At 65.2% G+C, this 25951-nt stretch carries 19 protein-coding genes; 12 read left to right on the top strand and 7 right to left on the bottom strand.

Annotated features, from left to right (window positions below; genetic code table 11):
- Positions 1–49: 49 nt before the first annotated feature.
- A complete protein-coding gene (locus tag MHZ91_RS14585) occupies positions 50–1144 on the bottom strand; it encodes a TRAP transporter substrate-binding protein (protein ID WP_239214283.1) in 1095 nt (364 codons plus the stop codon).
- A 196-nt stretch (positions 1145–1340) separates the two neighbouring features.
- Positions 1341–2705 carry a metalloprotease PmbA gene (pmbA, locus tag MHZ91_RS14580; protein ID WP_175125485.1) on the bottom strand — a complete coding sequence of 455 codons (1365 nt, stop codon included), beginning with the start codon at positions 2703–2705 and terminating at the stop codon, positions 1341–1343.
- 58 nt (positions 2706–2763) lie between these two features.
- Here pmbA and yjgA point away from each other — a divergent pair, with 58 nt between their 5' ends.
- The 6 genes from yjgA to MHZ91_RS14550 all read left to right on the top strand — a co-directional run bounded on the left by yjgA (position 2764) and on the right by MHZ91_RS14550 (position 7753).
- A complete protein-coding gene (yjgA, locus tag MHZ91_RS14575; protein ID WP_175125487.1) occupies positions 2764–3315 on the top strand; it encodes a ribosome biogenesis factor YjgA in 552 nt (183 codons plus the stop codon).
- 19 nt (positions 3316–3334) lie between these two features.
- Complete coding sequence (locus tag MHZ91_RS14570) at positions 3335–4009, top strand: alpha/beta hydrolase (protein ID WP_239214281.1); 675 nt, start codon at positions 3335–3337, stop codon at positions 4007–4009.
- A 382-nt stretch (positions 4010–4391) separates the two neighbouring features.
- A complete protein-coding gene (locus MHZ91_RS14565) occupies positions 4392–5396 on the top strand; it encodes an ABC transporter substrate-binding protein (protein WP_175125491.1) in 1005 nt (334 codons plus the stop codon).
- On the top strand, positions 5396–6211 hold the full coding sequence (locus MHZ91_RS14560; protein WP_175139146.1) for an ABC transporter ATP-binding protein: 816 nt from the start codon (positions 5396–5398) through the stop codon (positions 6209–6211). The genes MHZ91_RS14565 and MHZ91_RS14560 overlap by 1 nt, the downstream gene beginning before the upstream one ends.
- Positions 6212–6214: 3 nt before the next feature.
- On the top strand, positions 6215–7051 hold the full coding sequence (locus tag MHZ91_RS14555; protein ID WP_191578201.1) for an ABC transporter permease: 837 nt from the start codon (positions 6215–6217) through the stop codon (positions 7049–7051).
- Positions 7052–7060: 9 nt separating this feature from the next.
- Entirely contained in the window at positions 7061–7753 is a 693-nt protein-coding gene (locus MHZ91_RS14550) for an isochorismatase family cysteine hydrolase (protein ID WP_239214279.1), read from the top strand.
- Positions 7754–7828: 75 nt separating this feature from the next.
- Here the strand turns inward: MHZ91_RS14550 and MHZ91_RS14545 are convergent, their stop codons facing one another.
- On the bottom strand, positions 7829–10267 hold the full coding sequence (locus MHZ91_RS14545; protein ID WP_239214276.1) for a GNAT family N-acetyltransferase: 2439 nt from the start codon (positions 10265–10267) through the stop codon (positions 7829–7831).
- Positions 10268–10401: 134 nt separating this feature from the next.
- Here MHZ91_RS14545 and gltX point away from each other — a divergent pair, with 134 nt between their 5' ends.
- A complete protein-coding gene (gene gltX / locus MHZ91_RS14540) occupies positions 10402–11808 on the top strand; it encodes a glutamate--tRNA ligase (RefSeq protein ID WP_239214273.1) in 1407 nt (468 codons plus the stop codon).
- A 207-nt stretch (positions 11809–12015) separates the two neighbouring features.
- On the opposite strand, the gene MHZ91_RS14535 is transcribed toward gltX, so the two are convergent.
- From MHZ91_RS14535 to MHZ91_RS14525, 3 genes are all read right to left on the bottom strand, one after another.
- Positions 12016–13215 (bottom strand): MFS transporter, encoded by a 1200-nt coding sequence (locus MHZ91_RS14535; RefSeq protein WP_218342178.1) that lies wholly within the window; start codon positions 13213–13215, stop codon positions 12016–12018.
- Positions 13216–13313: 98 nt separating this feature from the next.
- Positions 13314–13820 carry a hypothetical protein gene (locus tag MHZ91_RS14530; RefSeq protein ID WP_239214270.1) on the bottom strand — a complete coding sequence of 169 codons (507 nt, stop codon included), beginning with the start codon at positions 13818–13820 and terminating at the stop codon, positions 13314–13316.
- A gap of 232 nt (positions 13821–14052) precedes the next feature.
- Entirely contained in the window at positions 14053–14502 is a 450-nt protein-coding gene (locus tag MHZ91_RS14525) for an Lrp/AsnC family transcriptional regulator (RefSeq protein ID WP_175126229.1), read from the bottom strand.
- Positions 14503–14632: 130 nt separating this feature from the next.
- On the opposite strand from MHZ91_RS14525, the gene MHZ91_RS14520 reads away from it, so the two are divergent.
- The 5 genes from MHZ91_RS14520 to MHZ91_RS14500 all read left to right on the top strand — a co-directional run bounded on the left by MHZ91_RS14520 (position 14633) and on the right by MHZ91_RS14500 (position 24412).
- Positions 14633–18139: an indolepyruvate ferredoxin oxidoreductase family protein gene (locus MHZ91_RS14520; protein WP_239214267.1), complete on the top strand. Its 3507-nt coding sequence runs from the start codon at positions 14633–14635 to the stop codon at positions 18137–18139.
- Positions 18140–18443: 304 nt separating this feature from the next.
- Positions 18444–21374, top strand: a complete 2931-nt coding sequence (locus MHZ91_RS14515) for a ribonucleoside-diphosphate reductase subunit alpha (RefSeq protein WP_175139128.1) — start codon at positions 18444–18446, stop codon at positions 21372–21374.
- A gap of 20 nt (positions 21375–21394) precedes the next feature.
- Positions 21395–22594 (top strand): ribonucleotide-diphosphate reductase subunit beta, encoded by a 1200-nt coding sequence (locus MHZ91_RS14510; protein ID WP_056564436.1) that lies wholly within the window; start codon positions 21395–21397, stop codon positions 22592–22594.
- A 350-nt stretch (positions 22595–22944) separates the two neighbouring features.
- Positions 22945–23661 carry a histone H1-like DNA-binding protein gene (locus MHZ91_RS14505; protein WP_239214264.1) on the top strand — a complete coding sequence of 239 codons (717 nt, stop codon included), beginning with the start codon at positions 22945–22947 and terminating at the stop codon, positions 23659–23661.
- Between the two features lie 190 nt (positions 23662–23851).
- Positions 23852–24412 (top strand): YggT family protein, encoded by a 561-nt coding sequence (locus tag MHZ91_RS14500; protein WP_056566878.1) that lies wholly within the window; start codon positions 23852–23854, stop codon positions 24410–24412.
- 76 nt (positions 24413–24488) lie between these two features.
- Here MHZ91_RS14500 and MHZ91_RS14495 read toward each other — a convergent pair whose 3' ends face one another.
- On the bottom strand, positions 24489–25937 hold the full coding sequence (locus MHZ91_RS14495; RefSeq protein WP_239214261.1) for a D-alanine--poly(phosphoribitol) ligase: 1449 nt from the start codon (positions 25935–25937) through the stop codon (positions 24489–24491).
- Positions 25938–25951: the final 14 nt, after the last annotated feature.

Genomic DNA, 25951 nt, shown 5'->3' with positions numbered 1-25951 from the left:
TAGCACAAACCCTGAAACTCACCGAATGCCATTCGGCACCGGCTTCCTCCTAACTCCTGGCCGACAGCGCCACGCCCAGGTACTGGCCGAACGCGCCTTCGGTCAGGCGAAACCACGGCATCTCGCTGTCGCGAAAGCCCATGTAACTATCATGCAATGCCTTGAATCTGGGGTCTTTGGCGCTCAAGTCCTTGTAGACCTGCTGCGATGCTTCAAACGCGGCGTCCATGATTGACCGGGGGAATGCGCGCACTTGCGCGCCATTCGAGGTTAATTGCGCCAGCGCCTGCGGATTGAGGGCATCGAACCGCGCCGTTGCCGAGGTGTGCGCAGCCAGCGCGGCGGACTGCACGACGGCCTGGTAGTGCTTGGGCAACTGGTTCCAGACCTCGTCGTTGATATAGAGCGACAGCTGTTCGCCGCCCGCCCACCAACCAAGTGCGTAGTAATACTTAGCTACTTTATTCAGTCCAAGCTTGGCATCTTCATACGCGCCCGCCCCCGCCACTGCCTGCAGGCCCTCTTTTTCGAAGAGCTCGGCCAGCTTGGCCAGATCGGCTTGCTGGGGGACAACGCCCAGACGGGACAGCACGTCGCCGGCCAAGCCGCCGACTCGCATCTTCAGGTCTTTCAGGTCCCCGGTGCGCTTGATTTCCTTGGCGTACCAGCCGCCCATCTGGGCGCCGGTGTTGCCCAGCGGAAAGTTGATGATCTTTTCGGGCTTGAAGAGTTCGCGCGTCAGGCGCAGGCCCTCGCCTTCGCTCATCCAGGCGTTCATCTGGCGCGCATTCAGGCCGAACGGCACGGCCGCGTCGAAGCTGAACGCGGGATTCTTGGCGTAGTAGAGGCGCGAGGAGACGTGGCCGCACTCCACCTTTTTGGTGGACACGGCTTCCATGAGGTCAGCGGCGGCAACGACTTCGCCGTCGGGGAAGTGGCGGATGTTGAACTTGCCGCCGGTGGATTCGGCAACGAACTTGCAGAAGTTTTCGGCGGCGCCGACGCGCAGGTCCAGGGCGCTGGGAAAGCCTGAAGACAGGCGCCAGCTCACCGAAGGCATGTCCTGGGCGAACGCGGGCGCACTGACGGCGGCGCCAGCGACGGCGCCCAGGCTGGCGCGCTTCAGGAATGAACGTCGTTGCATCACTTTGCTCCTATACGGCAACACCCGGGACTTTGAGCAATACCCGCCGGATATTACACGGTGGCAATGGCCGGAACGGCTAGAGGAAATCCCGAGCGTAAAGGGGTTGCAATGCGCGGGATTGCCATGCGGGGGGATTGCCAAGCGGACAAATGCAGAAATCCGGCGGCGCATTGCGCGCCGCCGGCTCGCGGGATCAGATCCCGGCGATTGCCATCTGCTCGATGAGGATCGAGCCGGTGGTCTTTGTGCCGCGCGAGATCGTGTCGGCGCCGATCGCGACGATCTGCTTGAACATGTCGGCCAGGTTGCCGGCAATGGTGACTTCCTGCACGGCATGCTGGATCTGGCCGTTTTCGACCCAATAGCCGAAGGCGCCGCGCGAGTAGTCGCCCGTCACGTAATTGACGCCCTGCCCGATCAGTTCGGTGACGAGAAAGCCCGTGCCGAGCTTCTTGAGCATGGCTTCGAAATCGTCGCCGCGGCGGGTCTGCGTGGAACTGAACACCAGGTTGTGCGAGCCGCCGGCGTTGCCGGTGGTCGTCATGCCCAGCTTGCGGGCGGTGTAGGACGACAGGAAATAGCCTTCCAGCACCCCGCCCGACACCACGTTGCGGCGGCGCGTGCGCACGCCTTCGTCGTCGAACGGCGAGCTGCCCATGGCGCCGCGGATGTGCGGATCTTCGACCAGATTGATGTGCTTGGGAAAGAGAGGCTTGCCCAGCGAATCAACCAGAAAACTGGCCTTGCGGTACAGCGCGCCGCCGTTGACGGCCTGCGTCAGCGCGCCGACCAGACCAAGCGCCAGCGGCGCCTCGAACAGGACCGGAAACTTGCCGGTGCGCACGCGGCGTGCCGACAGGCGCGACAGCGTACGTTCGGCGGCGTAGCGGCCGATGGCTTCGGGCGAAGCCATCTTGGCCGGATCGCGCTCGGACGTGTACCAGTAGTCGCGCTGCATGCCGTTGCCGCGGCCGGCGATGGGCGCAACCGACAGGCTGTGGCGCGAATACGGATAGCCGCCCAGGAAGCCGCGCGTGTTGCCCATCACGAACTGGCCTTCGTACGTGCCAACCGTGGCGCCGTCGGTGTTGGTGATGCGGGGATCGACCTCGCGTGCGGCGCGCTCGGCGCGCAGCGCCAGTTCGGCCGCTTCCTCGGTGGAGACGGTCCAGGCGCGGTGCAGGTCCAGATCGGGAAATTCGGTGGCCAGCTGGTCGGCGTCGGGCAGGCCGGCGGCCGGGTCGGCGGCGGTATGGCGGGCGATGTGCCAGGCGGCTTCGACCGTCTGGCGCAGGGCGGCCTCGGAGAAGTCGGACGTCGACGCGGAGCCGCGGCTTTGGCCGGCGTAGACCGTCAGGTCCAGCGCCCGGTCGCGCGTCTGCTCAACGGTTTCGATGTCGTTCTTGCGGACCGAGACGGACAGTCCCAGGCTTTCGGAGACTTCCGCGGCGGCGTCGGAAGCGCCGATCTGGCGCGCGTAGGCCAGGGTTTGTTCGACAAGTTCGGAAAAACGCGCGTGATTCGCCGCCAGCGGCAAGGATGAGGAGGTTTTAACCATTGCAGTCCAATTTGCAGAGACGGTTATCATAGCCAAGTCTGTCATTGCGCAGTTTTCCATGAATTCCCATCCCCAAGAAGATTCCGTCGACGACGGTTACGACGAGAACGGCTACGACCGTCCCAGCAAGTCCCAGGTCAAGCGTGAGATGCACGCCCTGCTGGACCTGGGCAAGCAATTGATCGCGCTGTCGCCCGAACGTCTGAAGCAACTGCCGCTCGAAGAACGGCTGTACGAGGCCATCCGCATGGCCCAGCGCACCACCGGCCGCGAGGGTTTGCGGCGTCAGGTCCACTTCGTGGGCAAGCTGATGCGCGACGCGCCGGCTGACGTCATCCGCAAGCAGCTCGACGTCTGGGAGAACGGCTCCCGCGAGGAAACGGCCGCCATGCACCGCCTTGAAGGGCTGCGTGACCGCCTGCTCGACGACGACGACGCCCTGACCCGCCTCTTGACCAACAACCCGCAGGCCGACGTGCAGCAATTGCGCACGCTGATCCGCGCCGCGCGCAAGGAAAAGCTGGCCAACGCATCGCTATTGCAGGGCCAGGAGCCGCAGAAGAAGCATTACCGCGCGCTGTTCCAGGCGCTCAAGACCCTTACCCTCTGATAATCCCAACAGCCCGTCCATGACCGCACCCGACCTGCTCGACTGCATCGAGATCGAAACCGCCCCCAATCCCACGCACGCCGTGATCTGGCTGCACGGCCTGGGCGCCGACGGCAACGATTTCGCGCCCATCGTGCCGGAACTGCGCCTGCCCGCCGGGCGTGGCGTGCGCTTCGTGTTTCCGAATGCGCCGGTTCAGCGGGTCACCATCAACAACGGCATGTCGATGCGTTCCTGGTACGACATCCTGGTGATGGATCTGGTGCGCGTGGAAGACGGCCGCGGCATCCGCGCCTCGGAAGCCGCCATCCACCAATTGATCGCGCGTGAAAACGCGCGTGGCATCCCGACGTCGAACATCGTGCTGGCCGGGTTCTCGCAAGGCAGCGCGATGACCCTGCACACGGGTCTGCGCTTGAAAGAGAAGCTGGCCGGCATGATGGCGCTGTCTGGCTATCTGCCGCTGCTGGACACCGCAGAAGCTGAGCGTCAGCCCGCCAACAATGCCACGCCTATCTTCATGGCGCATGGCCAATACGATCCGGTGGTGTCGCTGGCGCGCGCTGAAGCGTCGTTGGCGGAATTGAAGCGCCTGGGTTACGACGTGCGCTGGCGCACGTATCCGATGCCGCACTCGGTCTGCGCCGAGGAAGTGGCGGATATTTCGGACTTCCTGAACGAAGTGCTGGTCTAGCGCAGCACGGGCCAGGAACGAAAACGGGCGGCGTGCAAGACGCGGCTCGTGTTCCTGGCTGATGGGCGCGCCGGCATTGCGCGCCTACGATGGGATGAGCCCTGCCCCGTCACGATTCAAATCTGAAGCGGCTCAAAATCTTATTTTGTATACCAACTGGTATTCCAGCCTCGCATTGTCCCGGCTCGGAAGGCTTGCGTCCATAGAGAAAAACGCCAATCTCAAAACGCTTGTCGCCTCCTTGTCTTGAATATAGTATTCGATCCAAGTCCTACCGGCCCGGGCCTTCTCTGTTCGGGCTTCCCTGTTGTTGCAGTCGATCCATCCCATTGGCCGTGTTGCGCCGATCCGTCGGCGCATTCAAGACGCAGGAGAAAGTCCCGTGAAGACCTTGCCCTTGCCCCGCCTGGCAGGCGCGGCGCTGCTCGCGCTGCTTGCCCCTCTGGCCGCTCAGGCCGAAGCCCTGAACCCTCCCGTGAAGGTGCGCTACGAAGAAGTGGTGCGATCGATCCTTTACGTGCCGAAGTATGTCGCGCTATCGCAGGGCTATTTCAAGGACGCCGGCCTGGACGTGTCCATGAAAACCTCGCAAGGCACCGACAAGGGCATGACCGCCCTGCTGTCGGGCAGCGCGGACATCGTGCTGATCGGGCCCGAGGCGTCCATCTACGTGCAGAACAGCGAATCACCGGTCAAGCCCAAGATCTTTGCCGGCCTGACCGCCACGGACGGCTTTTTCCTGCTGTCGCGCAAGCCGGTCGACAAGTTCGACTGGTCCATGCTCAAGGGCAAGGAAGTGATCGGCTTTCGCCCGGGATCGAATCCCATCGTGTTTCTGGAGACCGCGCTGCGCAAGCATGGCCTGGATCCGCAAAAGGACGTGAAGCTGCTCAACAACATCGGCATCCCCGCGCGCGCCGGCGCCTGGATGGCGGGCCAAGGGGAGTACGGCATCTTCCTGGAGCCCGAGGCCGGCGAACTGGTGCGCAACGGCAAGGGGCACATCGTCGCGTCCGTGGGACATGAAGTGGGCCAGGTGGACTACACGGTCTTCACCGCCACCGACAAATACATCCGCGACAACCCCAAGGTCATCCAGGCCTGGACCGATGTGGTCGCGCGCGCCGAGAAATACGTGAAGGACACGCCGGCCGCCACGCTGGCCCCGCAGATCATGACCTTCTTTCCCGGCATGGACCAGGCCGCGGTGACCGAGGCGATCGAACGCTACAAGCAATATCAGATCTGGAAGACCACGCCGCTGGTGACCGCGCAGGCGATGACGCAACTGCAGGACATGCTGGTGGCCAGCGCCGTGATGAAGGACACCGCCCGCGTCAAGTACGAGGACGTGGTGATCGCCGACTTTGCCAAAAAGGCGCAATGATGGGCGCCGCCATCCATAACCTGAAGCCGGCGACCGCGACGGCCAAGATCGAACTGCGCGAGGTCTGTCTTTCGTACTTCACACCGGAAGGCGAGACCGAGGCGCTGTCCAACGTCTCGTTCAGTCTGGCGCCGGGCGAGTTCGTCAGCCTGATCGGGCAAAGCGGCTGTGGCAAGAGCACGCTGCTGTCGTTGATCGCGGGTTTGATTCCGCCGACCTCGGGCGCGGTGCTGGTCGACGGGCAGGCGGTGACCAAGCCGAATGCCCGCATCGGCTACATGCTGCAGCAGGACTATCTGTTCGAGTGGCGCACCATCCTGGACAACGTGATGCTGGGCGCCGAGATCCAGGGGCGGCGCGACGCGCGCAGCGAGGCGCGCGCCGTGCACCTGCTTGAAAAATGCGGCCTGGGCGCGTTTTTGTCGCACACGCCGCGACAGCTGTCCGGCGGGATGCGTCAACGCGCGGCGCTGGCGCGCACGCTGGTCACCGAGCCCGACGTGATCCTGCTGGACGAACCGTTTTCGGCATTGGATTCGCAGACGCGGCTGGCGATTTCCGACGAAGTGGTGGACATCCTGCGGCGCGAAGGCAAGACGGTGGTGCTGGTGACACACGATATCGGCGAGGCCATCGCCATGACTGATCGCGTGATCGTGCTGTCGCGCCGGCCGGGACGTTTAAAGAGCCAGTACCGCATTCATTACGGCGACGGCCAGGTCCGACCCACGCCGTTCCAGGCGCGCTCGCGGCCGGAGTTCAACACCTACTTCAAACAGCTCTGGGACGAGCTGGATGTTCACGTGGAGGGCTGACCCATGAACGCGCCGATTGCCAATACCGTTCCGCTGCGCGCCGTGCCCGGCCCCAGCGAGAAATACCTGAACTACCTGCGCCGCGACCGCGCGCGCCGCCGCAACATCCGCGTGGCCCAGGCACTGCTGCTGGTGGTCTTTCTATGCGCGTGGGAAATCCTGCCGCGCATGCACATCGTCAATCCGCTGCTCACCAGCTATCCCAGCGCGCTGTGGCCCACGTTCCTGGAACTGTGGAACCACGGCAGCCTGGGCAAGCACATCATGACGACGCTGTCGGCCACGCTGGTCGGCTTTGTGCTCAGCATGGGCATCGGGATCGTGGTGGCGGCCGCACTGTGGTGGTCCGACTTTCTGTACAAGGTGCTGGACCCTTTCCTGGTGGTGGCCAACGCCATGCCCAAGATCGCATTCGTGCCGATCTTCTATCTGTGGCTGGGTTCCGATTACGCGGTCTACGGCATGGCGGTGGCCATTGCGGTGTTCGTGACCATCATGGTCGTGTACGCGGGATTCCGCGGTATCGACCTGAACAAGGTGAAGCTTGCCCACACCTTTGGCGCCAGCCGTTGGCAGGTGCTGACCAAGGTCGTGCTGCCGGGCAGCGTGCCCACGTTGATCGCGGCCGTGAAGATGAACATCGGCCTGGCGCTGGTGGGCGTGATCGTGGGCGAGTTCCAGTCGGCTGATTCGGGCCTGGGCTTTCTCATCATGAACGGCAGCCAGGTGTTCAAGCTGAACATCGTCATGACCGCCATCGTGATGCTGGCGCTGATTTCCAGCGTCATGTACCTCATCATCTACCGCGTCGAGTCCGCCGTGGCGCGGCGTTACGGCTAAGGAGGCAGCATGGAATTCCCCCAGTGGGTGAAGGATCGCGTCATGGCCCGTCAGGGCTGCCTGCATCCCTATGACGAACTGCCGGCCGCGCGCACCGCGGTGGTGGTGATCGACATGCAGCAGTATTTCCTGATGCCGGGTTATCAGGGCGAATGCGCCCCCGCGCGCGAGATCATCGACCCCATCAACCGCCTGTGCGGCGCCGTGCGCGATGCGGGCGGGGTCGTGGTGTGGGTGCAGACGGCGTCGGACAACGCGGACGTGTTCTGGTCGCATCATCATGGCGTGATGCTCACGCCCGAACGCAGCGCCCGCCGCCTGGAGACCCTGCGGCGCGATTCGCCGGGCTTTGCGCTGCATCCGGACCTGCACGCGCAGGCCACGGACCCGCGCGTGGTCAAGCGCTTTTACAGCGCCATGGCGCCGGGGTCGTCGGAATTGGAACCGCTGCTGCGCGGGCTGGGCGTGGATACCCTGCTGATCGCCGGGACGGTCACCAACGTGTGCTGCGAATCCACCGCGCGCGACGCAATGATGCGGGACTTCCGGACCATCATGATCGACGACGCGCTGGCCGCGGTGACGCCGGCCGAGCACGAAAACGCGCTGCACGGCTGGATGCTGTTCTTCGGCGACGTGCTGTCGGTGGACGAAGCGGCCGCGCGGCTCAAACCCGCGCAGCCGACGCGCCGGACCGCCTGAAGCGATCCGGCGCGACGGGTGACGGGTCCAGACCCGGGCCCAGCCCAAGGTCCAGACCCAGATCCTGAATCAGACTCAGCCCAGGTCCAGCCAGACCCGGCGCATCGTCGGGTCCTCGGGATCGCGATCGTTCGTGAAGCCCAGGCTGGTCATCAGCGCCAGCATGGGCCGGTTCGTCGACAGCACCAGGCCGTCGATGTATTCCAGGCCCTGCTCGCGCGCGGCGTCGATCAGCGCGGTCATGAGCTGACGTCCCAACCCGCGCCGTTGCCAGTCGTCGCCGATCACCAGCGCGTATTCCGCCCCCCGCCCGTCGGGATTGCGCAGGTAGTGCGCAAAGCCCACCAGCACCTCGCGCGGATGGCCGCGATTGGCGGGATTGGGCACCTGCGTCGCCGCCACCAGGGCCAGTTCGCGGTGATAGTCCACCTGTGTGTAGCGCGACACCATGCGCGGCGTGAGTTCGCGCATCATCGACACGAACCGCATGTAGCGCGACCGCTCCGACAGGCCGCGAATGAATTCCTGCAGCGCCTCGCCGTCTTCGGGGCGGATCGGGCGCAGCACCCACGGGATGCCGTCATCGAACCGGCGCACCTGCACCAGCCGAGCCGGATACGGGTGGATCGCCATGTGCGGGTAGCCCGTGGTCTGCGGCGAAGCGCAGCCCGGCGTATCGGTCAGCGTCATGCGCAGGCCGCCGGCGCGCAGATGCGTTTCGCCGGCGTAGAGCGGATCGATGTCCAGGGATTCGATGTCGGGCAGTTCCGACACCAGCTCGGACACCAGCACCAAGGTTTGCTGCAGCGCCTCGGCGGCCAGGTGGCCGACCCGGGGGGCCAGCACGCGCCGCCACAGCCTGCTGCGCTCGATGAGTTGGCGCGCCAGATAGCCGTTCAGCGGCGGCAAGTCCATGCCGCGCTCGGCCAGCGACAGCACCGCGTCCGGCCCGCCCGCGCCAAAGCGGATGACAGGGCCGAATTGCGGATCGCGACGCACGCGGATCGCCATGGGCCGTGATTCGGCTTCGGCTGCCGATGGAGCGGTGGCGTCGGACAACGGCACATAGAACAGCGACAGCAATGTGCGGATTTCGGCCGTATTCAGCTCGCGCCGGCAATCGGCGCGCACGCGCGCAACGATTTCGCGCGCCGCCGCCAGGTCCGGCACGTGGCTGGCAGGTTCGGGCGGCTGCGTCTGCAACAGCAACTGCTGGTTGTAGTGGTGCGACGCCAGCACGCCGAACGCGTCCGCGGCCGACTCGGGCGTGCGGAACGCCGACGTGCCCGCATCGTCCAGCATGCGCCGCAACGGACGCATGCCGGCGTCGCCCATAAAGCAGGTCACCACGGGTTTCTTGGCGGACGGCGCGATCTGGGCCAATTCGCGCGCCACGGCGGGCATGTCGGCCAAGGCGTCGGGCGCCAGCAGCACCAGCACGCCGTCCACGCCGGCGTCGTCCAGGACGGCTTCCAGCATGGCGCGGATGCGCTCGGGCGTCATCGGCAGATAGGTGATGACGGGGTTGGCGGTGCCGGCGTCGGGCTCCAGCATCTCGGCCAGTGCGCGCTGCGTGGCGGGCGCCAGGTCGGCGCGCAGGACGGCGGCGTCGGGGCCGATCAGATCCATGGCGAGCTGCGGGGGTCCGCTGCCGTTGGAGATGAGCGCCACCCGGCGGCCCTTGGGGCGGCGCGTGTAGCCCAGCACCTTCACGGCCGAGAAGAGCTGCACGAAGTAGCGCACACGCACCGCGCCAGCCCGACGCAGCGCCGCATCGAAAACGGCGTCGCTGCTGTCGGCATCGGAGCGGCCGGCCTTGAGCACGATGACCGGCTTGATGCTGGCCGCGGCCCGCAGGGTGCTCATGAACTCGCGGGCGGGCCCGACGTCTTCCAGGTAGAGGACGATGCTGTCCGTGCGCGGATCGCTGGCCAGGTAGTCCAGCAGCTTGGGCAGGCCCACCACGGCTTCGTCGCCCAGCGACACGGCGGTGGAAAAGCCGATGTGCACGTCCTCGGCCCAGTCCATGACGGCGGCCATGATGGAGCGCGACTGCGCCACCAGCGCCACGCGGCCGCTGCGCGCCAGCACCGGGTGCTGGCTGAAGTTCAGGCCCGCGTGCGGCCGCTGCGCGCCGAAAGAGCGCGGCCCCAGCAGTTCGCAGTGGTTTTCCTCGGCCCAGGCCCGGCACAACGCCAGCGTGCCGCGCGGGTACGGGTCGGGCAATTCGTGCGGCAGCAGAATTACGGCGCGAGGCGACAACGGCGCCAGGCGGCGCAGCGTTTCGGGCAGCACGGCAGGCGACACGCAAACCAGGGCCAGATCAGGCCGGTCGCCCTGGGCTAGGCCTTCAAGCCTGTCCGGCAGGTCGGGGGCTGCACCGGGTTCGACGGCGACAACCGTGGTCTTTGTCTTCAGGGCGGGAGACAGGGAACTTGCCGCGGGCAGCGGCCGATCGGCCACGATCACCAGCGAGGCGGGTTCGAACATCGGCGCAAGAGCGTGTCTCAACATGGGGAGGTCGGGCCAGGGCCTGTTCACACTAATCTAAAATAGCGTTCATCGTATCAAGACAAGCCCGCTGTCCGCTTGATGAGGACACTGCCCGACGCCGCTTTGTGGCGCCGCAGCCGCTAACACTGCCACCTATGACTTCCAACGCCACTACACCCATTCGCACCCGCTTTGCGCCTTCGCCCACCGGTTTCCTGCATCTGGGCGGCGCGCGCACCGCGCTGTTCTCCTGGGCCTTCGCGCGCCACCACAAGGGCACCTTCGTGCTGCGCATCGAGGACACGGACGTCGAGCGGTCCACGCCGGAAGCGGTGCAGGCCATCCTGGACAGCATGGAATGGCTGGGCATGCAGCCGGACGAAGGCCCCTTCTACCAAATGCAGCGCATGGACCGGTACCGCGAAGTCGTGGCCCAGATGCTGGCCGCCGGCACCGCCTATCACTGCTACAGCTCGCCCGAAGAAGTCGAAGCGATGCGCGAGGCTGCCCGCGCCCGCGGCGACAAGCCGCGCTACGACGGCACCTGGCGCCCGGAACCCGGCAAGATGCTGCCCGCCATCCCCGAAGGCCGCAAGCCGGTGGTGCGCTTCAAGAATCCCCAGGACGGCGCCACGTCCTGGAACGACATGGTCAAGGGCACGATCAGCTTCGACAACACCGAGCTCGACGACCTGATCATCGCGCGTCCGGACGGCACGCCCACCTATAACTTCTGCGTCGTGGTCGACGACTGGGACATGGGCATCACGCACGTGCTGCGCGGCGATGACCACGTCAACAACACGCCCCGCCAGATCAACATCCTGCGCGCGCTTGGCGCCACCCTGCCGGAATACGGCCACGTGCCGATGATCCTGGGCCCGGACGGCGAAAAGCTGTCCAAGCGCCACGGCGCGGTCAACGTCATGGAGTACGACAACGAAGGCTATCTGCCCGAAGCCATGATCAACTACCTGGCCCGTCTGGGCTGGAGCCACGGCGACGACGAACTCTTTTCGCGCGACCAGCTCGTGTCGTGGTTCGACACCAAGCATCTGTCCAAGTCCGCGTCGCAGTGGGATCCCAAGAAGCTGAACTGGGTCAACGCCCACTACATCAAGCAGATGGACAACGCCGAACTGGCCGAACGCGTCGCCACGCGCGTGGCGACGCGCGGCGGTTATCCCGAGCAGATCGACCTGCCGGGCGTCATGGGCCTCCTGAAGGACCGCGCCGAAACGCTGGAGCAACTGGCCGACGGCGCCATGCTGTTCTGCGGCGAATTCAAGGGCGCGCCGGCTGAGCTGGCCGAACAGCACCTGACCGCGCCGGCCCGCGAGGCGCTGGCCGATTTCGCGCAGCGCGCGCAGGATGCGGAGTGGACGCGCGAAGCGCTGTCCGCGCTGATCAAGGGCGTGCTGGCCGACCGCGGGCTGAAGATGCCGCAACTGGCCATCCCGCTGCGCGTGGCGGTCACCGGTCAGACGCAGACGCCTGCGGTGGATGCGGTGCTGGCACTGCTGGGCAAGGAAACCGTGCTCAAGCGGCTGTCGGACATTTGAATCCGGGTGTCAGACACTCTCCGAAAGCCTACTGCCCAGGTGTCTGACACCCTTGAGAGATAACGCCACAAACCCGCGACGGTCTCGGCAGGGTGTCTGACACCTGCATAATCCATGGATGCCTGACACCCCCATAAACCAAGGGCCTTTTCATCCAACGATGAACAAGGCCCTTTCTGTTTTCAATCTGGCGTAACGCCAACGCCCTCACCCCTGCTGCATCCCCGCCCTCGCCTTGAGCGCCCGGGCAAAGAACGCCCCCAGCAGCGGCAACAGCACGGCCGAGCCGCCGAACAGCGCGCCCGGTCCGATCTCGTCCACCACCGCCCCCGCCAGCGCCACGCCGGCCGCCTGCCCCATGAACAGGCACGACGCGAACCACGCGACCGCCGTGCCACGCGCCGACGGCACCATCTGCGTTGCGTTCGTCTGCAGCGTCGCGTGAAGCAGGTAGTACCCAAAACCCGCCAGGACACTTGCCAGCAGGCTCCACATCCACACCGGTCCCAACAGGTACGACAGGAATGCCACGCCCAGCACCAGTCCGCCCGCGACAGCCAAGCCGCGCTCGCCGAGCCGCTTGAGGATGCGCCCCGCGACGACTGTATAGATCAGCCCGCCCACCGCGTACACGGCCACCAGCGCGCCCGCGGCCGTCAGCGAGATATCGAAGCGCTCATGCAGGTACGACGGCGCAAAGGCCAGCGCGCCGAACACCAGCAAGCCTTCGATGAACACCGTCGCCAGCACCACGCGCGCCCACCGCGTGCCGAGCACCAACCGCGCCTGCGCGATAAAACCTTGCCGTGGCGCACCGGGGTCGACCTGCGCAAATCCGGCCGCGCGCTGGCGGCGCACTTCCAGATGCAGCAGCACGCCCACGATCAGATAGCCCGCCACGAGCGCGGCAAAGGCCCAGCGCCAGCCGACGGTATCGGCGAACAGGCCGCCCGCAAGCTGGCCGGCGGACATGCCGAGGATGGTGCCGGTCAGAAAGCGCGCCAGCGTCGCCTGCCGGCGTTCATAGGGGACGTTGTCGCCGATCCAGGCCATGGACAGCGGCACGATGCCCGCGCCCGCGGCGCCCGACAAGGCGCGGCAGAACACCAGCATATCGAGCGATCCGGCCATGACGGCGCCGGCGCTGCCCAGCGCGCACGCCACGGTGGCGACGCTGACCACGCGGTATTTGCCGTAACGGTCGCCCACCGGACCGAAGAACATCTGCAGCACGCCATACGCCACGGCAAACGCCGTGACCGCGCGCGCGGCCTGGCCGGTGGTGGTGCCGAATTCCGCCGCCAGTTGCGGCAGCATGGGATCACAGATTCGGAAAGCGCTGGCGCTGACGAAGGCGGCCAGCGCCAGCAGCGCGATCGCGCGTGCTTCGGAGGACAGGGCGGGCATGGGTAACCGGCGGCGGGGCGAAAGTCGAAGCCCGCACCTTACCGCAGCCCGGCCCGCTTGGCGAAACCGCCGGGCGTAGTGTCCGCCCGGCGCAACGCTCAGTAGGCGAGGCGATAGCCCGCCGGCATGCGGCGCGCGGTGAGCAGCATGCCACCGCTCTTGAGTTCACGCAGCGCCAGCTTGGATTGCTCGACCTTTTCGACGCGGTAGCGGTTCAGATAGATCGGATCGGTGGGGTCCACCGGCTCGCCGGCCGACTTGGTGGTGCGCATCGTGTAGACGCCGTTCTCCACGCTCCAGCAGCCCGTCTCGCGCAGCGCGGGACGCGTCTTGCGGCCGATCTTGAGCAGGGATTCGTAGGACATCGTGCCGTCGGCCGACAGCACGATCAGCGCTTGCATGTCGCCGGCCACGTCGCGCGGACGCGAATTCGACAACCAGGTGCCGACCATCGGATCACCAGCCTTGGCGGGCGTGCAAACCACCGGCTTGGGCGGATCCGCAGGCTGGGCCTCGGTGATGGCGGCGGGCTTCCTGGCGGCGCAACCGGCCAGGATCACGAGGGCGCAGGCAACGCCTGCCGTACGCAAAAACACACTGCTCATGACTTCCTCAAGACGTCCGCCGACGCGCCGCGCCGATCACACCGGCACGTCCCAGGCGCAGCGGACTTCACGCACTCTAAATAGGCGCCAGGGAAGAATCAACGAGGATCCGCGCCGTGTGCAAATGCGCAACAGTGCGGCCGCGAGCGCGCCCAGAATCCGCGCGGAAACCGCAAAAATGCGTTGGTTTCAAGCGACAGAGCCTCTCTATATATAGAGCGCCCCGAAACGGCTACAGCGGCAGCCGCTGTTCGTGCTTGATCTCGCGCAGCGCCACGATGGTGCGTGTCTGCCGGATGCCCGGCATGTTGAAGAGGAACCGGTGCAGGAAGCGGTCATAGGCTTCGGGGCTTTCCACCAGGATTTTCAACAGGAAGTCCGAATCCCCGGTGACCGCATAGCACTCCAGGATTTCCGGCGCATCGCGCACCGACCGCTCGAAGTGTTCAACGGTGTTGGCCGAGTGCCGCTCCAGGCTGATCTGCGCAAACATGCAGCCCAGCCCCACCTTGCTGCGGTCGACCTGGGCGCTGTAGCCCTGGATCACCCCGCTCGCCTCCATTGCCTTCACCCGCCGCCACACCGGCGCGGCGGACAGCCCCACCTTCTCGGAAAGCTGCTGCGCCGAGGCCCGGCCGTCTTCCTGCAGGGCCTTGAGGATGCCGATATCGGTCTTGTCCATTCGTTTGTCTCCTGATTTTTTTGGAATACGAAATGTTCATTGCGAATTATAGGGATAGCACGATCCAAAAACGCAATAAACCTGATCCCTCGCGAACCTATCATGGTGCCAAATACGAGGAGCATTGACTATGGACGGTACCCCCGCCGCCGCACCCGAGCTGGACCTTGAGTATCAGCTCGCCGACAACCTGACGCGCGAGTCCGGCCGCATCTTCCTGACCGGCACGCAGGCCCTGGTGCGCATGATGCTCACGCAGCGCCGGGTGGACCGCGAGCGCGGCTTGAACACGGCCGGTTTCGTGTCGGGGTACCGCGGATCGCCGCTGGGCGGCGTGGACATGGCCATGTGGAAGGCGCAGAAGGCGCTGGACGCCAACCAGATCACCTTCTTGCCGGGCATCAACGAAGACATGGCCGCCACCGCGGTGATGGGGACGCAGCAGGCCGGCGTGCGCGACGACCGCAATGTCGATGGCGTGTTTGCCATGTGGTACGGCAAGGGCCCGGGCGTGGATCGCGCCGGCGACGCGCTGCATCATGGCAATGCCGCGGGCGCCTCGCGCAACGGCGGCGTGCTGGTGGTGGTGGGCGACGACCACACCGCTGTGTCCTCCTCGATCCCGCACGCCAGCGAGGCCTCGCTGATCGGCTGGCAGATGCCCATCGTGCATCCGACGTCCATTGACGAATACGAGACCTTCGCGCTGTGGGGCTGGGCGCTGTCGCGTTATGCCGGCACCTGGGTCGCCTTCAAGGCGGTGTCCGAGACCATCGAAAGCGGCCACTCCTTCACCCCTGCCCCGATTCAGACCTACGACATGCCCGCGGATCCGGACATGCCGTCCGGATCGCTTGAGTATTCGGCGCGCGACTTTCTGTCCCTGGCGGTCGAGACGCGCATGAACCAGCGCATGAAGGCGGTCGCCGCCTTCGCGCGCCGCCACAGCCTGGACAAGCTGACCTGTCCGGCGCCCAAGGCAACGGTGGGCATCGTCACCGTGGGCAAGGCGCACCTGGACACCATGGAAGCGCTGGCGCGACTGGGCGTGGATACGGTGACGGCGAACGCGCCCGTACGCATCTACAAGCCGGGTCTCACCTGGCCGATGGACGAGGGCCGTCTGCTCGAATTCGCGCGCGGCCTGTCGCACATCCTGGTCGTCGAAGAAAAAGGCGCGGTGGTCGAAAGCCAGATCAAGGACATGCTGTTCAACCTGCCCGAGCGCCCCACGGTCGTGGGCAAGAAGGGTCTGGACGGCGAGCCGATGGTGACGTCGGCCGGCCAATTGCGCCCGTCGCTGCTGGCCGCGCCGCTGGCCGGCTGGCTGTCGCGCGCCGCAGGACTTCCGGTGAACCGCGACCTGTCGGCATTCGAATGCCAGGCCCCGCTGTCCAACGACGCGGACGGGATGCGCCGCCGCCCTTACTTCTGCTCGGGCTGTCCGCACAGCACGTCGACCAAGGTGCCCGAGGGCAGCCAGGCGCTGTCCGGCGTGGGCTGCCACTACATGGCTGCATGGATGGACCGCGACACGGGTGGCCTGACGCAGATGGGCGGCGAAGGCGTCGACTGGATCGGCCTGTCCCGCTACACGAAGATGCCGCACATCTTCCAGAACATGGGCGAAGGCACGTACTACCACTCGGGTTACCTGGCCATCCGCCAGGCCGTCGCGGCGCGCGCCAACATCACCTACAAGATCCTGTTCAACGATGCCGTGGCGATGACGGGCGGGCAGCCGGTCGACGGCCCGATCTCGGTCCCGCAGATCTGCCAGCAGTTGCGGGGCGAGAACGTGGCGCGCATCGTGGTCACCACGGACGAGCCGGAAAAGTACCAGGGCGTGGACCTGGGCCCCGGCATCAAGGTCCACCACCGCCGCGAGCTGGACGCGCTGCAGCGCGAGCTGCGCGAAATCCCCGGCGTGACTGTGCTGATCCATGACCAGACCTGCGCTGCCGAAAAGCGCCGCCGCCGCAAGAAGAACCAGTTCCCGGATCCGGCGCGCCGCATGCTGATCAACAGCGCGGTGTGCGAAGGCTGCGGCGACTGCGGCGTGAAGTCGAACTGCCTGTCGGTCGTTCCGCTGGAAACGCCTTATGGCCGCAAGCGTGCGATCGATCAATCCAGCTGCAACAAGGACTATTCCTGCGCGGAGGGCTTCTGCCCCAGCTTCGTGTCCGTGATGGGCGGCAAGCCCAGAAAGAGCGCGGCGCCGAAGGCCGACCAGGAACGCCTGCAAGGCCTGATCGCCGGCCTGCCGCTGCCCGACATCCACGCGCTGGAGCATCCCTATCGCCTGCTGGTCGCCGGCATGGGCGGCACGGGCGTCATCACCATAGGCGCCATCGTGTCGATGGCCGCGCACCTGGAAGGACTGTCCGCGGCGGTGCTGGACCTGACCGGGCTGGCGCAGAAAGGCGGCACCGTCGTCAGTCACATCCGTCTTGCACCCGCCGGCGCAACCGCCGGCCCCGTGCGCCTGGACTGGCAGCAGGCCGACGCGGCCATCCTGTGCGATCCGGTCGCCGCCGTCGCGCCCGATTCGCTGGGCGCCCTGCGCCGCGGCCACACCAAGGTCACGGTGAACACCTACGTGGCGCCGGTCTCCGACTTCACGCGCAATCCCGACGCCGCGATGCGCCCCGAAGCGCTGCTCGCCAAGATCCGTCACGCGGCCGGCGACACGCACACCGCGGCGATCGACGCGCACGAAGCGGCCCTCGCGCTCTTCGGCGACAGCATCCTGTCGAACATGTTCATGCTGGGCTATGCCTGGCAACGCGGCGGCGTGCCGCTGTCGCAGGCCGCCATCTACCGCGCGATCGAACTGAACGGCGTGGCGGTCGCGGCCAATCGCGCCGCCTTCGACAACGGCCGGCTCGCAGCGCATCAACCTGACGCGCTGCAAGGCGCCTTGCGTCCCCGGGCCCAGGTCGTGCAGCTTCACGTGCCCGAAACGTTCGAACGTGCCGTGGCGCGCCGGGTCGAAGACCTGACGGCTTATCAGGACGCCGCGTATGCCCGCACCTATCAGCAGGTCGTCGACGCCGTCGCGGCACGCGAGCGGGAGCTGGCGCCGGACGCCAAGTCGCCGCGCCTGGCGATGGCGGTGGCGCGCGGCCTGTACAAGCTCATGGCCTACAAAGACGAATACGAAGTGGCGCGCCTTTATACCGGCGACGCGTTCAAGGCGCAGCTGGAGGGTCAGTTCGAAGGCGACTACAGCCTGCGCTTTCACATGGCCCCGCCGATCTTCGCGCGCAAGGATCCGCGCACCGGCGTGCCGCGCAAGATGACGCTGGGTCCGCGCACGATGTCGGCACTGAAATTGCTGACGCGTCTGAAGGGCCTGCGCGGCACGTGGTTCGATCCGTTCGGCCACACGGCCGAGCGCAAGATGGAACGGGCGCTGGTGAAGGAGTACCGCCAGACCATAGACCAGCTCGTTGCAGGGTTGACCTCGGACAACCTCGCGCAAGCGGCTACAATCGCCGCCCTGGCAGAAAACATTCGCGGTTTCGGCCACGTGAAGGCCGCGAATGTCGACAAGTATCGGACCGATCTGGCCCGACTCATGCAGAGCTATACAGCACCGGCCTCACACGCCGTCCCCTTGCGGAAAACCGCATAAACAGCCGGTCTGAGTGGTCACTGACCTGGGCGCGCCTTACGGGGCGCGCCTAGTGCATTTGGTTACAATCTTTTGTGGGATTCGTCTTATCTTCTTCTTGTCCCTGTAAACGTCGATCACTAGAATTAGTGGCCAACGAGGGGTGCTACACTACATCTTGTGGTCGCCCAAGCGCGGATTCCCGCCGGCCACGCCTTACGGACTAGCCCGTCCGGACGTTGCGACCCCCATTACAAGATCCAATTTTGACCCGACATGACGCCGTCATGCCGTTATCTACGCGCTTTTACGCACAGGAGCTTCCATGCAGACTACGATCGCCTCTGTGACCCGGCCTTCGGCCGTGCCGCCCTCCCAAACCGACTCCCCCGCCGACGCCAATAGCGGCAAATGGGCCAGCTACAACATCATCCGCCGCAATGGCTCGGTGGTTGGCTTTGAGCCCAGCAAGATTGCCATCGCCATGACCAAGGCCTTCCTGGCCGTCAATGGTGGCCAAGGCGCCGCATCCGCCCGTGTGCGCGAACTCGTCGAAACGCTGACCGGCCAAGCCGTCAACGCGCTGGTTCGCAACCGCCCCAACGGCGGCACCTTCCATATTGAAGACATCCAGGACCAGGTCGAACTGGCGCTGATGCGCTCTGGCGAGCATGACGTCGCGCGCGCCTATGTCCTGTACCGCGAAAAGCGCACGCAGGAACGCGCCGCCGCTGCTGCCGCCGAAGGCCAGCAGAAGGCCGCCGCCGCGCCGCAGGAACACGTGCTGAACGTCACCGACGGCGGCGTGCGCCGTCCGCTGGACGTCGCCGAACTGCGCGCGACCATCGTCGCCGCCGGCGAAGGCCTGTCTGAATTCATCGACGCCGAAGCCATCCTGAAGGAAACGGTCAAGAACCTGTACGACGGCATTCCCGTCGACGAAGTCTTCAAGTCCGCCATCCTGTCCGCGCGCGCGCTGGTCGAAAAGGATCCGGCCTACAGCCAGGTCACCGCCCGTCTGCTGCTGCACACGATCCGCAAGGAAGTGCTGGGCGAGGAAGTCTCGCAAGACGGCATGGGCGCGCGTTACGCCGAATACTTCCCCACGTTCATTGCCCGCGGCATCGAAGGCGGCCTGCTGTCGCCCGAACTGGCCAACTATGACCTGACCAAGCTGGGCAAGGCGCTGAACGCCAAGCGCGACCTGCAGTTCGGCTACCTCGGCCTGCAGACCCTGTACGACCGCTACTTCCTGCACATCCGCGGCACCCGCATCGAACTGCCGCAGGTCTTCTTCATGCGCGTCGCCATGGGCCTGGCGCTGCGCGAGACCGACCGCGAAACGCGCGCCATCGAGTTCTACGAGATCCTGTCCTCGTTCGACTTCATGAGCTCCACGCCCACGCTGTTCAACTCGGGCACGCTGCACTCGCAGCTGTCGTCGTGCTACCTGACCACCGTCTCGGACGACCTGGAAGGCATCTACGACGCCATCAAGGAAAACGCGCTGCTGGCCAAGTACGCCGGCGGCCTGGGCAACGACTGGACCCCGGTCCGCGCGCTGCGCAGCCACATCAAGGGCACCAACGGCGAAAGCCAGGGCGTCGTGCCGTTCCTGAAGGTCGTCAACGACACGGCCGTCGCCGTGAACCAGGGTGGCAAGCGCAAGGGTGCGGTCTGCACGTACCTCGAGTCGTGGCACCTGGACATCGAAGAATTCCTGGAACTGCGCAAGAACACCGGCGACGAACGCCGCCGCACGCACGACATGAACACGGCGAACTGGATTCCCGACCTGTTCATGAAGCGCGTCATGGAAGGCGGTGAGTGGACGCTGTTCTCGCCGTCCGACTGCCCCGACCTGCACGACAAGTATGGCCGCGCGTTCGAAGAAGCCTACGTGGGCTACGAAGCCCGCGTCGCCAGCGGCGAACTGAAGCTGTTCAAGAAGATGCCGGCGCTGACGCTGTGGCGCAAGATGCTGTCGATGCTGTTCGAAACCGGCCACCCGTGGATCACGTTCAAGGATCCGTGCAACATCCGTTCGCCGCAGCAGCACGTGGGCGTCGTCCACAGCTCGAACCTGTGCACCGAGATCACGCTGAACACCAACGAATCCGAAATCGCGGTTTGCAATCTGGGTTCCGTGAACCTGGTCGCACACATGAAGCCGGCTGCCGGCGGCGGTTTCGAACTGGACCACGACAAGATCAAGCGCACGGTCAGCATCGCCATGCGCATGCTCGACAACGTGATCGACATCAACTACTACGCCGTCGACAAGGCCCGCAATTCCAACGCGCGCCATCGTCCGGTGGGCATGGGCATCATGGGCTTCCAGGATTGCCTGCAGATGATGCGCGTGCCGTACGCATCGCAAGCCGCTGTTGAATTCGCGGACCGTTCGATGGAAGCGGTGTGCTATCACGCGTACTTCGCGTCGAGCCTGCTCGCTGAAGAACGCGGCCGCTATCAATCGTATGAAGGCTCGCTGTGGTCGCGTGGCATCTTGCCGCAAGACACGTTGAAGATGCTGCGTGATGAACGTGGTGGTCACGTTGAGGTTGATGAATCGAGCACGCTCGATTGGGATACGTTGCGCACGCGCATCAAAGAACACGGCATGCGCAACTCCAATTGCATCGCAATCGCCCCAACCGCCACTATTTCCAATATCATTGGCGTATCTGCGTGCATCGAACCCACTTTCCAGAACTTGTACGTCAAATCGAATCTCTCCGGCGAGTTCACGGTCGTTAACGATTACCTCGTGCGTGACCTGAAGAAACTCGGTCTCTGGGACGAAGTCATGGTCGCCGACCTCAAGTACTTCGACGGCAGCCTGTCCCGCATCGATCGCGTTCCTTCCGAACTCCGCGAACTCTACGCCACCGCGTTCGAAGTCGAACCGAGCTGGCTGGTTGAATGCGCGTCGCGCCGTCAGAAGTGGATCGATCAAGCCCAGTCGCTGAACATCTACATGGCCGGCGCATCGGGCAAGAAACTGGACGACACCTACAAGCTGGCATGGACGCGTGGCCTGAAGACCACGTACTACCTGCGCACCCTTGGCGCCACCAGCGCCGAGAAGTCCACCGGACGCGGCGGCGAACTGAACGCCGTCAGCGCAGGCAATCCGTCCACTGCTTCCGCCGTTGCCGCAGCACCTGTTTTGCCGGAACCCGAAGTTCTCGGGGCGGTTTGCACCATGCGGCCGGGCGACCCCGGCTTCGAAGAGTGCGAAGCCTGCCAATAACCGCCTCCGGAGAATGAATCATGATTAATTGGGACGACGACACCACCGCCACGCAACCTGCACAACCTGCCGCGCCCGCGGCGGGCGGTCAGGCTGCCCCGGAAGTCCGGGCGGCGACGGGTGTTTTCGGCGACACCGCCATGCCCACGCCGGCCGCGCCTGAACACGCTGCCGGCCTGGCCGCCAGCGGCTCGGCCACCTCGCAGCGCGTGAAGGTTGCCGACAAGCGCATCATCAATGGCCAGACCGACGTCAACCAGCTTGTGCCTTTCAAGTACAAGTGGGCGTGGGAAAAGTACCTGGCCACTTGCGCCAACCATTGGATGCCGCAAGAGATCAACATGTCGCGCGACATCGCCCTCTGGAAGAACCCGAACGGGCTCACCGAGGACGAGCGCCGCATCGTCAAGCGCAACCTCGGCTTCTTCGTGACCGCCGACTCGCTGGCCGCCAACAACATCGTGCTGGGCACCTACCGCCACATCACGGCTCCCGAATGCCGCCAGTTCCTGCTGCGCCAGGCCTTCGAAGAAGCCATCCACACGCACGCCTATCAATACATCGTCGAAAGCCTGGATCTGGACGAAGCCGAGATCTTCAACGCTTATAACGAAGTGCCGTCCATCCGGGCAAAAGACGAGTTCCTGATCCCGTTCATCGACGCGATCGCTGATCCCAACTTCAAGACGGGCACGCCCGAAGCCGACCAGACGCTGCTGAAGTCGCTGATCGTTTTCGCTTGCCTCATGGAAGGCCTGTTCTTCTACGTTGGCTTCACGCAGATCCTGGCGCTTGGCCGCCAGAACAAGATGACCGGCGCTGCCGAGCAGTACATGTACATCCTTCGCGATGAATCCATGCACTGCAACTTCGGCATCGATCTGATCAACACCGTCAAACTGGAAAATCCGCATCTCTGGACGCCGGAATTCCGCGAAGAAATTCGAGAACTCTTCCGCAAAGCGGTCGAACTCGAATACGCTTACGCCGAAGACACGATGCCGCGCGGCGTGTTGGGCTTGAACGCACCCATGTTCAAATCCTACCTGCGCTTCATCGCCAACCGTCGTTGCCAGCAGATCGGTATCGAACCTCTGTACCCCCAGGAAGAAAATCCCTTCCCGTGGATGGCGGAAATGATCGACCTTAAAAAGGAACGCAACTTTTTTGAAACTCGCGTGATCGAATACCAAACCGGTGGCACGCTGAGCTGGGAGTAACGCAGTACGCCATCGAGCCCGGCGCGGGCACGCCCTCTTCTCGTTGATGGGCGTCGCGTTCGCGACAGGCTTGATGGCAATCTCCTTGGTCAGGGTGTCTTCGAACACGTAGAACAAGCGGTCGGCGGCCTGTGGACAGGCTGCCTGCCGGCGCCATTTGAAATGGCTCGCGCCAAAGGAGCGGGGGCCATATCAAATGGCTGTGCCGAATTCATTAGCGCAAACCGTAGTAGCTGTTGCTCGCACAGAACAGCGGCATGCGCCGATGAATAGCCCGGGCACGGTCCGCCAATTGGCGGGTCGGGGCACGGGTTTAAGTTCTGGGACCCCTGAACCTAAGGAGCATGACCATGGCAACAGCCAAGAAAGCCGTCAAGAATGCAGCGGTGAAAAAACCCGCCGCCAAGAAGGCAGCAGCAAAGAAGGCCGCTCCGGCCAAGAAAGCTGCCGTCAAGAAAGTCGCAGTGAAGAAAGTCGCAGCCGCCAAGAAGCCGGCCGTGAAGAAGGTTGCCGCCAAGAAGGCGCCGGCCGCCAAGAAGGCCGTTGCCAAGAAGGCAGTCGCCAAGAAGGCCGTAGCAAAGAAGGCTCCGGCCGCCAAGAAGGCCGTTGCCAAGAAGGCAGTTGCCAAGAAAGCCGTCGCAAAGAAGGCCGTAGCCAAGAAGGCTGTCGCCAAGAAGGCGGTTGCCAAGAAAGCTGTAGCCAAGAAGGCCCCGGCCGCCAAGAAGGCTGTTGCCAAGAAGGCTGTCGCCAAGAAGGCCCCGGCCGCCAAGAAAGCCGTAGCCAAGAAGGCTGCTGCCAAGAAGGCCCCGGCCGCCAAGAAAGCGGTTGCCAAGAAGGCCGTAGCCAAGAAGGCCCCGGCTGCCAAGAAGGCTCCCGCTGCCAAGAAGGCTCCCGCTTCCAAGCCGGCTGTCGCCGCAAAGAAGCCCGCCGCCGCCAAGAAGCCCGCTGCGAAGAAAGCCGCTCCGAAGAAGCCCGCCACGCCGCCCACCACGGCTGCTGCCCCGGGCGCGAAGACCGCGCTGAACCCCGCCGCGTCGTGGCCGTTCCCGACGGGTGGCCGTCCCTAATCCGGACGCGCCGAAGCGTTAGCTTCATCAGAGCCGCCTGGTATTTACCGGGCGGCTTTTTTGTCGTCCCCGCGTCAATGCCATGCAAATGGCTGCCCCTTTGCACTAGGCCTGAAGCACTAGGACCGTACGCAATTTTTACGTCTGGCCGTGCGACAATTGACTCCTCTTTTTTGGGGTGATCGCGTCCATGCTCGGTGAAATCTTCCGCTTCCTTCTCGAAATCGTGTTCACGCTGTTTGGCGCGGCACTGATTGCCCGCGCCTGGATGCACGCGATACGGCTGCATCCCTTCAACCCGCTGGCGCGCGCGATCTACGGCGCCACCAACTGGCTCGTGATGCCGCTGCGCAAGATCATTCCCGCCGGCAACAAGATCGACTGGACCAGCCTCGTGTGCGCATGGCTGTCGGCGCTGGTCTATCTGGTGCTGCTGTGGCTGGTGGCCATCGGCGCGCTGATTCCCGCCGCACTGCTGCCCGCCGCCATGGGTTCGGCGCTCATCATGACCGCGAAATGGGCGCTGAATCTGGTGGTCTGGTTGACGCTGATCCAAGCCGTGCTGTCGTGGGTCAACCCGATGGCGCCCATGATGCCGCTGCTGCAGTCGCTGACCGCGCCGTTGCTCGATCCCATCCGCCGCATCCTGCCGCGCACCTCGATCGACTTCTCGCCGCTGATCCTGCTGGTGGCCGCGCAGATCCTCTTGATGGTCCTGGCTCGCCTGAGCTACGGCATGATGGGCGTGTAATCGCCCGCTGCACCATTGCTTTGCACAGCGCCCCCATCAGCGGGGCGCTGGTCCAGCCGGCCGGCGGCGTCTTGCGCTAGACCGGAATGGCGCTGTAGATCTCGATCAGCTTCTTGCGATCGATCTTGTGGTTGTTCGACATCGGCAGCGCCGGGCAGGCAACCAGCTCTGACGGCACCATGTACGGCGGCAGGCGCTCGGCCAGCCGCTCCTTCCAGCCGGACAAGGTCTCCGGCGCAAGCAGCGACGCCTCCTGCCCCGCACCGTCCAGCCCAGTCACGAAGCCGATCAACCGCACCGCGGTGCCGTCGGGACGGCGCAGCACCGCGCAGGCGCTTCCTTCCACCCCCGGCAGGCCGTGCAAAGCCTCGTCGATCTCGGCCAGCTCGATACGATAGCCGTTCAGCTTGATCTGATCGTCCATCCGGCCGCGGCAAAACAGCAGCCCGCCCTCTTCCATCAGACCCAGGTCGCCCGTGCGGAACGCGCGGCGGCCATCGTCATAGGTGTAGAGCTTGGCCGCGTTCAGGTCGGCGCGGTTCAGGTAGCCCCGCATGACGTGGTCTCCCACGATGCAGATCTCGCCCTCGTCCACGAGCAGCACGCTGTCGGGCTTGGCGTGTCCGACCGGCAACGGATCGTGCGCCGCCAGCACCGCATCGGTAACTTCGATCCAGGTGGTGGCCACCGTGGCTTCGGTCGGGCCGTAGGTGTTCAGGATGGATGCGTCGGGAAAACGCTGGCGCAGCTTCTTGGCCAGCGCCGCCGGCAGCGGCTCGCCGCAGAAGAGGAACGTGCGCAGCGTCGGCAGCGTGGCGGGCGAGAAGTCGCGGTTGGCCAATTGCTGATGGGCGAACGACGGCGTGGACACCCACACCGTGATGCCGTGGCCGGCCAGCCGTTCCATCCACGGGCCGGGCGCGGCGATCTGTTCGCGCGCGTTGAGCACGCAGCTGCCGCCGGACGCCAGCGTGGCGAAGACCTCGTACATGGACAGGTCGAAACTGAACGGCGCCTGGTTCATGAAGACGGGCGCCTCGCCCAGGCCAAAGCTGCCGAGCATCCAGTCGCCGAGCAGGCCGACGCTTTCGCGGCCGATCTGCACGCCCTTCGGATCGCCCGTGCTGCCCGACGTGAACATCACGTAGGCCAGGCCACGCTCTTGCAGCACTTCGCCCTCGCCCGCCGTGAAGGTGCCGGCCGCGGCATCGAAGACGGCGGCGGCGCGCACGATCTCGACGATGCGGCGCAGGCGCTCAGCAGGGTAGATGGTGTCCACCGGAACGAACGGCGCGCCGATGAGCAGCGCGCCGACCATCGCGACGAAGAACGCGGCTTCCTTGTGACCGTAGATGGCCACCGGCACGTCGCGCGCCACGCCGTGCTGGCGGGCGGCGTCGGCCCAGGCCTCGGCCTCAGTGCGCAACTGCGTCCAGGTCAGGCTGCGGTCGGCGGCGGCAACGGCCAGCGCGTCGGGCGCGCGGCCGTCGTCGGCGAACTGGAAGGACTTCAAGTCGAAACGCATGCCGAAGCTCCCGG

The organism is Achromobacter sp. ACRQX (assembly GCF_022346505.1).
GTDB lineage: Bacteria > Pseudomonadota > Gammaproteobacteria > Burkholderiales > Burkholderiaceae_B > Achromobacter > Achromobacter animicus.
This window is presented reverse-complemented; position numbering and strand designations above follow the sequence as displayed.